The organism is Paucilactobacillus vaccinostercus DSM 20634, from assembly GCF_001436295.1.
In the GTDB taxonomy this organism is placed as follows: domain Bacteria; phylum Bacillota; class Bacilli; order Lactobacillales; family Lactobacillaceae; genus Paucilactobacillus; species Paucilactobacillus vaccinostercus.
The window spans coordinates 49,330-64,038 of record NZ_AYYY01000063.1 but is presented as its reverse complement, the minus strand read 5'-3'; the positions used below and the strand labels follow the sequence as shown (position 1 = coordinate 64,038).

18 protein-coding genes, 1 other RNA gene and 1 other annotated feature are annotated in these 14,709 nt (G+C 41.5%); of the genes, 4 read left to right on the top strand and 15 right to left on the bottom strand.

What is annotated here, in order from left to right:
• Window positions 1-121 precede the first annotated feature (121 nt).
• The 3 genes from ffs to FC26_RS10790 all read right to left on the bottom strand — a co-directional run bounded on the left by ffs (window position 122) and on the right by FC26_RS10790 (window position 1,364).
• Window positions 122-219, bottom strand: an RNA gene (ffs, locus tag FC26_RS12610) — signal recognition particle sRNA small type.
• A gap of 42 nt (window positions 220-261) precedes the next feature.
• Window positions 262-753 carry a tRNA adenosine(34) deaminase TadA gene (gene tadA, locus FC26_RS10795; protein ID WP_057780499.1) on the bottom strand — a complete coding sequence of 164 codons (492 nt, stop codon included), beginning with the start codon at window positions 751-753 and terminating at the stop codon, window positions 262-264.
• Window positions 753-1,364 (bottom strand): class I SAM-dependent methyltransferase, encoded by a 612-nt coding sequence (locus FC26_RS10790; protein WP_057780497.1) that lies wholly within the window; start codon window positions 1,362-1,364, stop codon window positions 753-755. The genes tadA and FC26_RS10790 overlap by 1 nt, the downstream gene beginning before the upstream one ends.
• 211 nt (window positions 1,365-1,575) lie before the next feature.
• Between FC26_RS10790 and nrdH the strand changes: the two genes are divergently transcribed.
• The 3 genes from nrdH to nrdF all read left to right on the top strand — a co-directional run bounded on the left by nrdH (window position 1,576) and on the right by nrdF (window position 5,052).
• Window positions 1,576-1,806 carry a glutaredoxin-like protein NrdH gene (nrdH, locus tag FC26_RS10785; protein ID WP_057780495.1) on the top strand — a complete coding sequence of 77 codons (231 nt, stop codon included), beginning with the start codon at window positions 1,576-1,578 and terminating at the stop codon, window positions 1,804-1,806.
• Between the two features lie 85 nt (window positions 1,807-1,891).
• Window positions 1,892-4,057 (top strand): class 1b ribonucleoside-diphosphate reductase subunit alpha, encoded by a 2,166-nt coding sequence (gene nrdE / locus FC26_RS10780; protein WP_057780493.1) that lies wholly within the window; start codon window positions 1,892-1,894, stop codon window positions 4,055-4,057.
• A gap of 20 nt (window positions 4,058-4,077) precedes the next feature.
• On the top strand, window positions 4,078-5,052 hold the full coding sequence (gene nrdF, locus FC26_RS10775) for a class 1b ribonucleoside-diphosphate reductase subunit beta (protein ID WP_057780491.1): 975 nt from the start codon (window positions 4,078-4,080) through the stop codon (window positions 5,050-5,052).
• Window positions 5,053-5,176: 124 nt separating this feature from the next.
• Here the strand turns inward: nrdF and rplL are convergent, their stop codons facing one another.
• The 11 genes from rplL to cysS form a co-directional block, all read right to left on the bottom strand.
• Window positions 5,177-5,545 (bottom strand): 50S ribosomal protein L7/L12, encoded by a 369-nt coding sequence (gene rplL / locus FC26_RS10770; RefSeq protein ID WP_057780489.1) that lies wholly within the window; start codon window positions 5,543-5,545, stop codon window positions 5,177-5,179.
• A gap of 42 nt (window positions 5,546-5,587) precedes the next feature.
• Window positions 5,588-6,094: a 50S ribosomal protein L10 gene (rplJ, locus tag FC26_RS10765; RefSeq protein WP_057780487.1), complete on the bottom strand. Its 507-nt coding sequence runs from the start codon at window positions 6,092-6,094 to the stop codon at window positions 5,588-5,590.
• A 35-nt stretch (window positions 6,095-6,129) separates the two neighbouring features.
• Window positions 6,130-6,245 (bottom strand) — a sequence feature (ribosomal protein L10 leader region).
• Window positions 6,246-6,281: 36 nt separating this feature from the next.
• Window positions 6,282-6,974 carry a 50S ribosomal protein L1 gene (gene rplA / locus FC26_RS10760; protein WP_057780485.1) on the bottom strand — a complete coding sequence of 231 codons (693 nt, stop codon included), beginning with the start codon at window positions 6,972-6,974 and terminating at the stop codon, window positions 6,282-6,284.
• 89 nt (window positions 6,975-7,063) lie between these two features.
• Window positions 7,064-7,489, bottom strand: coding sequence for a 50S ribosomal protein L11 (gene rplK / locus FC26_RS10755; RefSeq protein WP_057780483.1), 426 nt, complete (start codon window positions 7,487-7,489; stop codon window positions 7,064-7,066).
• Between the two features lie 135 nt (window positions 7,490-7,624).
• Window positions 7,625-8,173 carry a transcription termination/antitermination protein NusG gene (gene nusG / locus FC26_RS10750; RefSeq protein WP_057780482.1) on the bottom strand — a complete coding sequence of 183 codons (549 nt, stop codon included), beginning with the start codon at window positions 8,171-8,173 and terminating at the stop codon, window positions 7,625-7,627.
• 106 nt (window positions 8,174-8,279) lie between these two features.
• On the bottom strand, window positions 8,280-8,459 hold the full coding sequence (gene secE, locus FC26_RS10745; RefSeq protein ID WP_057780479.1) for a preprotein translocase subunit SecE: 180 nt from the start codon (window positions 8,457-8,459) through the stop codon (window positions 8,280-8,282).
• Between the two features lie 17 nt (window positions 8,460-8,476).
• Complete coding sequence (rpmG, locus tag FC26_RS12605) at window positions 8,477-8,626, bottom strand: 50S ribosomal protein L33 (RefSeq protein ID WP_083483843.1); 150 nt, start codon at window positions 8,624-8,626, stop codon at window positions 8,477-8,479.
• Between the two features lie 92 nt (window positions 8,627-8,718).
• Window positions 8,719-9,294, bottom strand: a complete 576-nt coding sequence (locus tag FC26_RS10740) for a sigma-70 family RNA polymerase sigma factor (protein WP_057780477.1) — start codon at window positions 9,292-9,294, stop codon at window positions 8,719-8,721.
• Window positions 9,295-9,577: 283 nt separating this feature from the next.
• A complete protein-coding gene (rlmB, locus tag FC26_RS10735) occupies window positions 9,578-10,333 on the bottom strand; it encodes a 23S rRNA (guanosine(2251)-2'-O)-methyltransferase RlmB (protein WP_057780475.1) in 756 nt (251 codons plus the stop codon).
• A complete protein-coding gene (locus tag FC26_RS10730) occupies window positions 10,317-10,739 on the bottom strand; it encodes a Mini-ribonuclease 3 (RefSeq protein ID WP_057780473.1) in 423 nt (140 codons plus the stop codon). The genes rlmB and FC26_RS10730 overlap by 17 nt, the downstream gene beginning before the upstream one ends.
• 1 nt (window position 10,740) lies before the next feature.
• Window positions 10,741-12,150: a cysteine--tRNA ligase gene (cysS, locus tag FC26_RS10725; RefSeq protein ID WP_057780471.1), complete on the bottom strand. Its 1,410-nt coding sequence runs from the start codon at window positions 12,148-12,150 to the stop codon at window positions 10,741-10,743.
• Between the two features lie 411 nt (window positions 12,151-12,561).
• On the opposite strand from cysS, the gene FC26_RS10720 reads away from it, so the two are divergent.
• On the top strand, window positions 12,562-13,125 hold the full coding sequence (locus tag FC26_RS10720) for a M15 family metallopeptidase (RefSeq protein ID WP_420835235.1): 564 nt from the start codon (window positions 12,562-12,564) through the stop codon (window positions 13,123-13,125).
• A gap of 51 nt (window positions 13,126-13,176) precedes the next feature.
• Here the strand turns inward: FC26_RS10720 and gltX are convergent, their stop codons facing one another.
• The gene (gene gltX / locus FC26_RS10715) at window positions 13,177-14,664 is read right to left on the bottom strand and encodes a glutamate--tRNA ligase (protein ID WP_057780467.1); all 1,488 of its coding nucleotides are present in this window, start codon (window positions 14,662-14,664) and stop codon (window positions 13,177-13,179) included.
• Between the last annotated feature and the right edge of the window lie 45 nt (window positions 14,665-14,709).

Below are 14,709 nucleotides of genomic sequence, written 5' to 3'. Positions count from 1 at the left end.
ATATTACCCATTTAAATTCAATATGCATTTAATATTATCACATTTTTGAACAACTCTGAATTAAAAACTAAGCTATGAAAAAGGACCGGCAACAATCTGTGATTGTCCCGATCCCGTTATTAACAATAAAACTTAAGGCACAAGCTACATCAAACTTAGTGCTGCTTCCTTCCGGACCTGACACAATTCGTAAGCATAACCTTGCCTTAAGGCCTTGCGGCAATAACTATCATACTATATTTGTTTTGAAAAAGCTAGTCATCACTTCGACAATCTTTTGGCAGCTCTTCTTTTTTGACGAATTGCCCGAAAAAACTGTTTAAGTAACTGGCTGCACGCCTCTTCCATTAACCCTGATTCAACTCGAACCTGATGATTAAATCGGTCATCGTTTAATAAATGATACAAACTATCAACCGTCCCTGCCTTGGGATCTTTGGCAGCATAGTAGACCGCCTCAAGACGGGCATTAACAATTGCGCCACTACACATCATGCAAGGCTCCAACGTCACAAATAACTGACAGTCTTCCAACCGCCAGCTATGCAACGCCTCACACGCTTCCGTAATGGCTAACATTTCAGCATGGTAGGTCACATCCTGGAATCGTTCACGCATGTTATGGCCCCGTCCGATGATTTGACCATCATGGACCACCACCGCGCCGATTGGCACTTCACCAACCGTTTTGGCCATCTTGGCTTCTTCAATCGCCGCAATCATGAACGTCCGCTTTTGTTGTTCTGTTAGCATTAACTATCTATTTCCTTTACGCTTTTCAAAATATAGTAGCCTTTATTTCGTTGTACGACTTCGCAATTACCAAAAGTTTGCGTCATTAACTTCTTTGCGGACGGTGCACCCTGCTTTTTTTGTAGTACAACCCATAACGTGCCGTTATTAATCAAGTGATCATTAGCACTGGTAATAAACCGGTCAACAACTGATTTCCCTGCTCGTACCGGTGGGTTCGTGACGATTGCAGCGTACTGATCCGTCACATGCTCGTATCCATCGGATGCAAAAATTTGAACATTTTCAATCTGATTTAATCCCGCATTTTCGCGTGCCAGTGCCATCGCAAGTTCGTTAACATCTACCATATCAACATTTCGATTCGAATACTTCTTAGCAAGTGCTAGGCCGATTGGCCCATAACCACATCCTAAATCAAGGATCTTACCCTTAGGTAATTGATCAGTCTCGAAGCATTCAATCATTGTTCGACTACCAAAATCAACTGTGTGTTTTGAAAAAACACCGTTATCAGTCACAAACTGAAATGATTGATTCAGTAATTCAAAGGACCACGTTTTTTTGTCGTGTAAAACATCTGGATTTTGTGTATAATAATGATTGTTCAATTGATTTATCTCCATTTCCTAGTAGTTCCATCATATCGTATTACGGAAAGAAAAAAAATAAAAAAACTTGGCAATTACAAAAAGCCGTCTTATCACAATATATAGTAGTCAATGTTAAAGACACCACAAGATAGTGTGCCTTCAGCATTGATTTTTTTATTTGGCGCTGTATACTAATAGTCAGTAATCAAAGTAAGTGAAGGTGAATCACATGGGAAAGATAACTGTATTTTCAAAAAACAACTGCATTCAATGCAAAATGACAAAGCGTTTCTTAACGGAACACAATGTCGACTTCGTGGAACACAACATCGATGAACAACCTGAATACATTGACGGCCTAAAGCAGGAAGGGTTTCAAGCAACTCCTGTTATCAAATTAGCCGATGGACATGCATTTTCTGGTTTCCGTCCGGATGTTTTGAGAAAACTAGCAATGTAATTGCTTGGGGCTGAGACAAATCCAATTTGTGCTCAGCCCTTCTTATTTTGTCAGGAATCATCGTTTAAGAAAGTGAGTGAAAAATTTGTCATTAAAAAATTTGGGTAAGGTTACCTATTACGATCTCAACAACGAAATCAACATTCCCGTTGATAACCAAATCCCGTTGAACAAAGATCAAGAAGCACTGGCCGCCTTCATTCAAGAAAACGTCCAACCAAATACCAAAAAGTTTGCAACGTTACAAGAACGATTCGACTTTTTAATCGCACATAACTATATTGAGCGCGAATTCATTGAACAATACGACTTTAGTTTTATCGAAAAACTATATCAGTACCTTAAAGATCAAGATTTTCACTTCAAGTCATTTATGGCTGCTTATAAATTCTATGCGCAATACGCCCTCAAAACCGACGATAATGAATTTTACCTTGAAAACTTCATTGACCGTGTGGCGATGAATGCCCTTTACTTTGCTAACGGCAACGAACAACTCGCCTTAGATTTAGCAAACGAAATCATTCATCAACGCTATCAACCCGCAACCCCTTCATTCTTAAATGCCGGCCGTAAACGTCGTGGCGAACTCGTTAGCTGTTTTTTAATTCAATCAACTGACGACATGAATACGATTGGCCGGACCATTAACTCCGCGCTCCAACTATCCCGAATTGGTGGAGGAGTGGGTATCAATCTCAGCAATTTACGTGGTGCTGGTGACCCCATTAAGGGAATCGAAGGTGCAGCTAGTGGCGTCGTTCCCGTCATGAAATTGTTAGAGGATAGTTTTTCTTACTCTAACCAGCTTGGTCAGCGACAAGGTGCTGGTGTGGTTTACCTGAGTGTCTTCCATCCCGACATTATTCAATTCTTGTCGGCTAAGAAGGAAAACGCTGATGAAAAGATTCGGCTTAAAACCCTATCACTTGGCGTAACAGTTCCTGATAAATTCTATGAACTAACTCAAAAAAATGAAGACATGTACCTCTTCAGTCCTTACGATGTTGAACGTGAATACCATACACCATTCTCATATGTCGATATCACTGCGGAATACGATAATATGGTAGCCAACGATCAAATTCACAAGCAAAAAATTAACGCTCGTGAGTTGGAAGATGAAATTAGCAAGTTACAACAGGAATCTGGCTACCCGTACATCGTTAATATTGACACTGCCAACCGGGATAATCCTATCGATGGTAAAATCGTGATGAGTAACCTCTGTTCCGAAATTATGCAGGTTCAAACGCCCGCCACCGTCGATAATGAACAGCATTACCAACAGATGGGAATTGACGTTAGCTGTAACTTAGGCTCGACCAACATCGTTAACCAGATGGCTTCTCCAGACTTTGGTCACTCAATTGAAGCAATGGTCCGTGCCCTCACCTTCGTAACCGATACCTCTAACATCGACGTCGTTCCAACCATTCAAAATGGGAATCATCTGTCACACTCGATCGGATTAGGGGCCATGGGCTTACACAGCTACTTCGCCAAGAACCACATGACCTATGGTTCAAAGGAAGCCGTTGAATTTACCGGAGTTTACTTCATGCTCTTAAACTACTGGACGCTCAAAGCTTCTAATGATATTGCCCGTGAACGCCAAGAAACTTTCCACAACTTTGACAAGAGTGATTACGCCAATGGATCGTACTTCGATAAGTATCTGACAACCGATTTTGGACCACAATCAGATAAGGTTAAGACCCTCTTCGATGGTATCTTTATTCCAACGGCGGCAGATTGGGCTACCTTAAAGGACAACGTTATGAAAGACGGTCTTTATAATCAAAACCGGTTGGCTGTGGCACCAAATGGCTCAATTTCCTATATCAATGATACAACTTCAAGCTTACATCCAATCATCAATCGAATTGAAGAACGTCAAGAAAAGAAAATTGGTAAAATTTACTATCCAGCACCATACCTATCAAACGACACAATTCCATACTACCAATCAGCCTATGATATCGATATGCGTAAAGTAATCAATATCTATGCTGCAGCTCAAGAGCACGTTGATCAGTCATTGAGTTTAACACTCTTTATGCGTTCAACAATCCCCGAAGGACTCTACGAATGGAAAGACGGTCGAACTAACAAAATGACGACTAGAGACCTCAACATTCTTCGTCATTACGCCTATAATAAGGGTATAAAATCCATTTATTATATTAGAACCTTTACAGATGACCAGGATGAAATTGGTGCCAACCAATGCGAAAGCTGCGTTATCTAAGTTAAAGAGAGGAAGACACCATGGCAAAAAATTATAAAGCAATTAACTGGAACCAAGTTTCGGACGCCATTGATAAGGCGACTTGGGAAAAGCTGACAGAACAATTTTGGTTAGACACACGGATCCCAGTTTCCAACGATTTAGGTGATTGGCGAACACTTGATACCGATCATCAATGGTTAGTCGGCCATGTTTTTGGTGGTTTAACCCTATTGGATACCGTTCAATCCGAACAAGGAATGGCTGCTCTTCGGCAAAACGTTCAAACACCCCACGAAACGGCAGTATTGAACAACATTCAATTCATGGAATCTGTTCATGCCAAGAGTTATTCAACTATTTTCTCAACCTTGAATACTCCCGACGAAATTGATGAAATTTTTCAGTGGTCCGACTCAGAAGAATACCTTCAAAATAAGGCGGTTAAAATTGCCGGAATGTATATGGACAATGAAGTTGATCCACTCAAGAAAAAGGTCGCTAACGTCTTCTTAGAGACGTTCCTCTTCTACTCCGGCTTCTTCACCCCTCTCTATTATCTTGGCCATAACAAGCTAAACAACGTTGCCGAAATCATTAAGCTGATCTTACGCGACGAATCTGTGCACGGAACCTATATTGGGTATAAATTCCAGGTTGGTATGAAGCAATTAAGCGAAAAGAAACAGCAAGATATGAAGGATTGGATGTACAACTTCTTATACGAACTGTATGATAACGAAGAAAAATACACTCATATTCTATACGACCAAGTGGGCTGGACGGAAGAGGTTCTCACCTTCATCCGGTATAACGCCAATAAAGCGCTCATGAACCTTGGTCAAGATCCACTCTTCCCCGATACCTCAGCCGACGTCAATCCGATCGTCATGAACGGTATTTCGACATCTACGGCCAATCATGATTTCTTCTCCCAAGTTGGTAACGGCTATCGGCTTGGCGAAGTTGAAGCCATGGAAGATAGTGATTACACGATTAGTGATCCAAACGATTAATTTACAATAGCTAGTCTAAAAAAGACAGACTTCAATTAAGAAGCCTGTCTTTTTTTACCTTTCAGACAATAAAAAAACTGTTTTGGATCGTAATGATCCAAAACAGTTTTTTAAACTGACGAAATTACTTGATTGTAACACTTGCGCCAGCTTCTTCAAGCTTAGCCTTGATTTCGTTAGCTTCGTCTTCCTTAACGTCTTCCTTGATAGATGAAGGAGCGTTGTCAACAAGACCCTTAGCATCCTTAAGACCCAAGCCAGTGATTTCACGAACTGCCTTGATAGCCTTAACCTTTGCGCTACCTGCTGAAGTTAATTCAACAGTGAATGAATCCTTAGCAGCAGCACCGTCGGCACCTGCAGCACCTGCAGCTGCAACTGGAGCAGCAGCTGAAACGTCGAATTCTTCTTCGATTGCCTTAACAAGGTCGCTAAGGTCTGAGATTGAAGCTTCTTTTAATGAAGCGATGATTGAATCTTTATCAAAAGCCATTTTATTTTCCTCCAATAGTTGGTTTAACTGTTTGTTTAAATATTAAGCAGCTGGTTCGTCGTTTTCTTTGTCAATAACAGCGTTAATGGCATAAGCAACGTTGCGAACTGGTGCTTGCAATGTTGATAACAACATTGAGAGTAAGTCTTCGCGACTTGGTAATGTAGCAAATTCGTTAATCTTGTCAAGGTCAGCGATTTTCTTTTCCAAGAAACCACCCTTGATTTCAAGAGCATCGAATTGATCTGCATACTTCTTCAAGATCTTAGCTGGGGCGATTGGGTCTTCGTCAGAGAAGGCCACGGCTGAAGGACCATTAAAGACGTCATTCATTTCACCATAACCAGCAGCTTCAGCAGCCCGTGTCAACACCTTGTTTTTGATAACAGACATTGAAACACCGGCTTCACGTAATTCGGCACGTAGATTGGTTACTTGTTCAACAGTCAATCCACGGTAGTCAACTACGATTGCTGATTCAGCATTCTTGAAACGTTCTGCAGTTTCTGATACTAATTGTGCTTTTGTAGCAATTGTTGCTTCACTCACAGATATACACCTCCTATATTATTTGTAAGATAGGATTTCTCATAAAAAAATCCCTATGTCCACCAAGACATAGAGAAAAAATTTAACTTCCTCGGCAGGTTATTTGAGGCGCAAGCGCCACCTGAGTCTTAGGTGAATATTTAATTGAACTAAAACAGTATAACAGTCTGACGAGAAAAGTCAAGATTTAGAACGAAGCTAAATCAAGGTTGATACTTGGGCCAAATGTTGATGCCAATGAAACATGCTTGATGTATGTTCCACGAACCGCTGCAGGACGAGCCTTAGCAACAATTTCTTCAATGGTCTTCAAGTTTTCAACTAACTTAGCATCATCAAATGATACTTTACCAGCAGGTACATGAACGTTACCGTCACGATCAGTCCGGTAAGTAACCTTACCAGCTTTTGATTCAGAAACGGCTTTTGTAACATCCATTGTAACCGTACCAGTCTTAGGGTTTGGCATTAAGCCCTTAGGTCCCAAGACACGGCCTAAACGACCAACTTGTGCCATCATATCAGGCGTTGCAATTGCAACGTCGAAATCTAGCCAACCGTCTTGAATCCGAGCAACCAAATCATCGTCGCCAACAACATCGGCACCGGCAGCTTGCGCGTCCTTAGCCTTGTCGCCTTTGGCAAATACAATCACAGTTTGTTCCTTACCAGTACCATTTGGTAAAACAACGGCACCACGTAATTGTTGGTCAGCCTGCTTTGTATCAACGTTTAGGTTAAATGCAATTTCAAGAGTTGCATCAAACTTTGCGAAATCAATTTCTTTTACCAAGCTAACTGCTTCGTCAACGCTGTATAACTTTTCAGCATCAACTTTCTTAGCAGCATCTTGGTATTTTTTACCTCTTTTTTGAGCCATCTGTGTTTTCCTCCTTGCAAATGTGGTCGAACGGAGTTACCTCCCACTTGGTACATTCACTTTTATGAAGTACCCGACCGCTACGTTAATTAGCCTTCGACAACGAAGCCCATACTACGTGCAGTACCTTCAATCATGCGCATAGCTGATTCAACATTAGCTGCGTTTAGATCTTGCATCTTAGTTTTAGCGATTTCTTCCACTTGTGCCGATGTAACTGTGGCAACTTTCTTAGTGTTAGGTTCGCCAGAACCGTGTTCAACACCAGCGGCCTTCTTTAATAGTACTGAAGCAGGTGGGGTCTTAGTAATGAAATCGAATGAACGATCTTCATATACACTGATCACAACTGGAATAAGCATACCTGCTTGATCGGCAGTACGTGCATTGAATTCCTTTGTGAATCCCATAATATTAATTCCTGCTTGACCCAGCGCTGGTCCAACCGGCGGTGCTGGGGTTGCCTTACCGGCAGGAATTTGTAACTTAACAACATTAGCTACTTTTTTTGCCACGAGACAAAACCTCCTTAAGTCCGTGTTGTGGTAATGATGGAGCCTTAGATTTGCTCCTCCCACGTATATGTCGATGACATACCTTGAAATAGTATCATAAAAAAAGCATGGAGACAAGACTCCATGCAAATATTATTAAACTAATTTGTCAACCTGGTCGAAATCTAACTCAGTGGAAGTCTCACGGCCAAACATTTCGATGTTAACCTTCAACTTCATCTTTTCATTATCAATTTCGGTAATCTTACCAGTTAAATCAGCAAAAGCCCCTTCAACGATCTTAACAGTTTCGCCAACTTCAACGTCGAGATCCTCATGACGCGCACTCATACCTAATCGACGCAAAACCAGTTCGACTTCGTCTGGTAACAATGGTGTTGGTTTTGAGCCTCCACCATGGGACCCAACGAATCCAGTAACACCTGGTGTGTTCCGTACGATATACCAAGCCTGATCCGTCATGACCATTTCAACTAAAACGTAGCCAGGGAAAGTCTTTTCAATCTTATCCTTAGCTTTACCATCTTTAACCTCACGAACCTCTTCTTCCGGAACGACTACTCGAAAAATGAAGTCTTCCATTCCCATTGATTGGGCCCGTGATTCTAAGTTACTCTTAACCCGATTTTCATAACCAGAATACGTATGTAAAACGTACCATTGTTTTTCAGTTGATTCCACGATTAAATCTCCTAAGCTTTTACCTTTAATTTCATCAAAATAAAAAAACCTCGCGCAAACGAAGTTCCAACAAAATCAGTATATCAAACTTTAGTTCATTTGACTACGATTATCTAACAAAAGCGAGTAACCCGGCCTCGATTAGCCAGTCAAATAACGCAAAAAATAAGATGAAGAAAATTGTCAACGAAAGAACAATCGTGGTATCACGACGATTTTCACGTGCAGTTGGCCAAACGACTAACTTCATTTCCTTGCCAACATTTTTAAAAAACCGAAATAAATGCATGAGACAACCTCCTAATGCTACCTAGTCTCCTGATGCAACGTATACTTTTGACAGTGTTTGCAAAATTTTTTAACTTCTAAGCGTTTCTGTCGATCCGAATTAGCGGCGATGGTGTAATTTCGTGACCCACAAACAGAACAAGCTAACGCGATCTTTTTTTGTGTCAACACTCCACCCCCATAGTCCTAAGTATCTTATCACGAATTAAAACAGCTTGTCAATTGAACGCTTGTGAATGGTCATTAAATTCTAAATCGCATCATCCAAATAGTTCGTTAAGCTTCTTGCGACACCGATCAAGTGCACTCGTGACCTTTCTAACATCACACTCTAGCTGATCTGCAACTTCTTGTGCATTACAGCCTTGATGGATCAAAGCAAAAATTCGTCGTTCAAATTTTGAACACGTCGATAGAAATTCATGAATACTTTCCTGACATATTGTCCAATCATCAGGTGGACAACTGCCAGGATCGGCCAGCTCATCTGTAAATGATTCGTGATCAATGTTGATCCGTTGATCGACTTTAATGCGTTTAGCGGCATTTTCACGGCGGATTAGATCATAGGCATGATTACGAAGATTCAATTTAAAAAAATAACAAAAAGCAACACCTCGTGATTTATTGTAACTTCGAATCGTACGCCACATAACAACACGAGCTTCTTGCTCCCAGTCCTCATCATCGACATCCTGAAAATAATATTGTCGCTTCATCTTTCGAATAAGTGGTAAATAACGACCATACAGTACTTTAAAGCTATCCGGTACGTGTGCCTTAATATCATCTAATAGTTTCTCATCTGTCAGATATTCTCCCAAAAGGTTAGTCATTTTTTAACTCGCTTTCCAAGACTAAGTAAAACGCTTTACTTAGCTGTTTTCTACAAATATACGTGATAATCTGAACAGATCAAGCAAACATATGTTTATATTGGTATAAAACCGAAAAAAGTCGATCAATCATTAAGTTATAATTAGCATTATAAAAATTATATGGGAAAAATGATCAGTTGCTCATGATTCTGCCATCATTTCCAGGGTTAAAAGATCGAGGACATTAACTAAATTGCCACAAAAAAACAAGATTCATATTCGAATCCTGCTCTCTTAGCACTTATAATGGTCGTCTTGAATTGAATCCTTGATAAATTAAGAGACTAGCAGCAACACTCGCATTTAAGCTTTGAACATGCCCGACCATTGGAATTGTCAACATTTCATCGACCGTTTTCTTCATTAGTGTTGAAATTCCCTTACCTTCATTCCCGATCACCAAGGCTACAGCTCCCGTTGCATCCCAATGCCGATAGTCCGTGCCGTTCATATCGGTTCCAAATAACCAAACGCCACGTTTTTGAAGTTCCTTAGCAGTCTGAACTAAATTAGTAACCCGTGCTACGGGAACATGTTCGATCGCCCCCGTTGAAGTTTTCGCAACAACTGAAGTCAATCCTACGGCACGTCGTTTTGGAATAATAACCCCATGAACCCCGGCGGCATCAGCCGTTCGAAGAATCGAGCCCAAGTTGTGTGGATCTTCCAATTCATCTAAAATCAGGAAAAATGGCGCTTCATCTTTTGCCGCCGCGCGATCAAATAGGTCATCAATTGTTGCATATTCGAACGCTGCGACAGCGAGGACAACTCCCTGATGGTTTTGATGGTTGGTCATTAAATCGAGTTTACTCTTTGGAACGCTTGAAACCACTAACCCCCGTTGCTTCGCCAATTTAATAATATCGCCAATTGTGTCTGATTTAAGGCCCTCTTGAATAAATGCTTTATTGATCTCTTGATCTGATTTCAGCGCCGCCACGACTGGGTGACGCCCCATAATAAAATCAGTCGATTCGTTAGTTGTTGGTTTCATCTTTTTCCGTTCTCCTTGCTTCAACCTGTTCAATACACCACTGGGACAACTGGGCAAGCCGATCTGTCTGTTCACTGAGCTTCAAGTACCCCATCAATGCTTCAAACCCTGTTGATACGCGATACGTTAAGACCGACGTGTGCTTAGCGTGGGTATGACTATTTGCATTGCGCCCCCGCTTGTAGTATTCCCACTCTTCATCCGTTAATAGTTGATCTTCTTCCATTAAGGCGATCAAAGCTGCTTGAGCCTTCGCGGACACATAGTGGGTTGCCAAATGGTGTAACTTAGTGGGCTTTGTCAGCCCCTGTTCAATTAAATGCTGTCGTATATATACCTCGTAGGCAGCATCTCCTAGATATGCTAGGGCAATTCCATTAACCTGCTTAAAATCCATTTCTGCCATGCTATTCCTTTCTATAACGCGTTCCTTGCGGCGTATCTTCAAGGACGATCCCTTGCGCCTTTAAATCGTCTCGAATCTGATCACTCAATGCAAAATCGTGGTCCTTCCGCGCTTGATTACGCTGCTCAATTAACGCCTTGATCTTGTCATCATCCAAAGACTGGTCCGTTTCAAGGATAATTCCAAATACACTCATTAAGTGTGCCATCGTTTCCTGTAATTCGGTCACCGATACTTGTTGAACCGTCGCTTGCTGTGCGTAGACATTACTTACCTTAACCAACTCATACACGGCAGCAATTGCATTTTGTGCATTAAAATCATCATCCATAGCCTGCTTAAATTCAGCAACCAAGCCCAAAACTTGTTGATGAATTTGATCATCACTGCCAGCCTGAGCATCTTTTTGTCGATACGTTAAATTATCATAGGCGGTCTGAATCCGTTGTAAGTTGTTGGTCGCGTCCGTAATATTCTTTTGACTATACTGAATTGGCCGCCGGTATTGGGTAGTGGCCATCAAAAATCGTAAAATTTGAGGATCAAGGGTTTTGATAATATCATGGACGGTTACAAAGTTTCCTAGTGACTTGCTCATCTTTTCGTTGTCGTCACCAACGGTCACAAAGCCATTGTGCATCCAATAGCGGGCAAATGTCTTTCCCGTTTTAGCTTCGCTTTGGGCAATTTCGTTTTCGTGATGTGGAAACGCAAGATCTTGTCCCCCGCCATGAATATCAAAAGTATCACCGAGATACTTGGTTGACATAACCGAGCACTCAATGTGCCAGCCTGGTCGTCCCGGCCCCCACGGCGAATCCCAACTAATTTCACCAGGTTTAGCGGCCTTCCATAGCGCAAAATCAATTGGATCTTCCTTCTTATTAAACTCTGCTTCATCAACGTGCTGACTGGCGCCCACTTCCAGATCATCAATTGACTGGTCTGAAAGCTCACCATAGTGCTTAAATTTACGGGCCCGATAATAAACGTCGCCCGCGGCGGCGTAGGCGTAGCCTTTATCAATTAAATCAGACACAAAGGTAATAATTTCTGGAATATTTTCGGTTGCCCGGGGATGCTTTGTTGCTGGTTCAATATTAACAGCTGTTGTATCCTCCATAAAAGCCGCAATATACTTATCAGCTAGTTCGGGAACCGTAATTCCCTGTTCATGTGCCGCCTTAATCATCTTATCGTCCACGTCAGTAAAATTTGAGACGTAATTAACTTGATAACCACTAAACTCGAAGTACCGTCGAATCGTATCAAACGCAATTGCACTTCGGGCATTACCAATGTGAATGTAGTTGTAAACCGTTGGACCACAGACATACATGTTAACAACCCCATCATTCAGGGGATGAAAATCTTCTTTTTGTCGTGTGAGAGTATTGTACACTTTTAGCATTATCAAGGCTCCTTCTCGTCGAATTTCGTCAAGCTATCGCCCACGCCGAACCCGACAGTCTTATCTTAAAATCAGTATCACTATTTTACCACACTGCCCCAACTTCATCTGATCGATCTCATGATTCCGTTGATTTTGTTGCCGAATTAGTTAACATTAAAAAAAACGTCACATTTTATTCACAAACTCGTGCTACTATTACCACAGTAGCAAGGAAGATGATTTCCTGTTACACAAACCTATATTTTTCAATTACTCCTCCCAATAGTAACCGAAAAATAAGTTACGAAATCCCCCCAAGATTTTCGTAATACTCCTCAAAAGATGGCTTCCCCGCCATCTTTTTTTGTATAATCAATTTATGAACATAACTCAATAATGGGGGCATTACTAATGGTTACACCTAATAGTATTGAAACACCAAATGATGGTTTTCTAAACGTCCAAGCACTTGATCCGTCAATTATTGTCGACTTAAAATACGCAACACCCAATAATTTCACCGGATCTCGAATTTATGATTTTAACACTGCAATTGCACGGGCTGGCACCGTTCGCAAATTGACGCAGGCCAGTCACTTACTCAAACAACAGGGATTTCGCCTCAAGATTTGGGATGCCTATCGTCCCGTATCGGCGCAACAAAAACTATTTGACGTCACCCCAGACCCAACATGGGTGGCCCAACCGGATCCGAACTTCAGTCATCAAAAGGGGGTTACGTTTGATCTAACCCTCTGCGAACTGGATGGTACTGAAATCCCCATGCAGAGTGGTTTTGATGACTTTTCAGAAAAGGCAACCCGTCATTATCGCCGTAAACCCTATCAGGAACATAATTACCGTCTCTTAGACACAGCGATGCGCCAAGCTGGTTTTGTCGGATACGAAAATGAATGGTGGGATTATCGAGATACAGATATGGATACCTATGGCCCCGCCCAAGCCGATCCAGATGATTATCAACTTTCGTAAAAAACAAGTCATGACTGGCAATAACCGCCAATCATGACTTGTTTTTTTATCTTATTTTTTTAATTCATCGATCATTTGCTTCAAATACTTCAGTGTTTGTTCGTACCCGATTAATTCGATACTTTCTGGCAACTCTGGTCCGTGCATCTCATGGGTCACTGCAATCCGGATTGGCATCCAAAGCTTCCGTCCCTTAATCTTAGTATCCTTTTGAATACTCTTAATGGTCTTCAAAATTTGAACGGTGTTCAAGTAATCCAGCTTTTGAATTCGTTGATAAAATTCTTCAATGACCGTCAATGCTGTTTCTTCTTGCATTTCAGCCCGTGCATCATCATCAATATCTGCACGTTCCTCAAAGAATGGTTGTGCTAACGGCACAATTTCACGAGCATAACTGATTTCACGCTTGAAGATACTGATGAGCTTACGTGTCCATTCAAGCTTTTCAGCGTTAGGCTGTTTTTCAAGTAATCCAGCTTCGATCAATTGTGGCAAAGCTAAATCAAACACGGCATCTTCATCGGCATTCTTCATGTATTGGTTATTAATCCATTCAAGCTTCTTGCCATCAAATGCAGCTGGTGATTTACTCAGCCGATTTTCATCATACATCTTGATGAATTCCTTGCGCGTAAAGATTTCATCTTCCCCAACTGGTGACCAGCCAAGTAGCACAATGAAGTTTAGCATGGCGTCAGGTAAGTAGCCTAGTTCACGATACTGTTCAATAAACTGTAAGACTGATTCGTCCCGTTTGCTGAGTTTCTTGCCAGTTTCGGTATTGATAATTAAGCTCATATGGCCAAATTGTGGTGCTTCCCAGCCAAAGGCTTCGTAGATCATTAATTGTTTAGGCGTGTTCGCAACATGGTCATCACCACGGAATACGTGGCTAATCTTCATTAAATGATCGTCAACGACCACGGCGAAGTTATAGGTCGGCATACCATCCCGTTTTTGAATGACAAAATCGCCACCAATTGTATTGGCATCAAATGAAATATCACCCTTAACTAAGTCATGCCAAGCATACGTTTCATCCGGAACACGGAACCGAACAACCGGCTGTAACCCTTTTGCTTCGGCATCCGCTTGAGCCTGCTTAATCTCATCGGCACTCATGCCTTTGTATTCATACTCGTAGTGTGGCATGATTTTTTTGGCTTTTTGTGCTTCTCGATCGGCCTCCAGTTCGTCCTCAGTCTTATATGACTTGTAGGCTTTTCCTTCATCCAAAAGTTGTTGAATTAACTTAACGTAAATATCTTTACGTTCTGATTGACGGTAAGGACCAAAATCACCGCCAACATCAGGACCTTCGTCCCAATCGAGTCCCAGCCACTTCAAGTTATCGAGCTGACTGCGTTCACCATCGGCGATGTTACGTTTAGTGTCCGTATCCTCAATCCGAATGATAAACTTACCCTTGTTGTGACGGGCAAATAAGTAGTTAAACAATGCTGTTCGAGCGTTCCCAATGTGTAAATGTCCTGTCGGACTTGGAGCATAGCGCACCCGAATGTTATTTTTAGCCAAAATTTTACGCCTCTTTCATTAATAATCTCAAAAGTTGTCATTTAT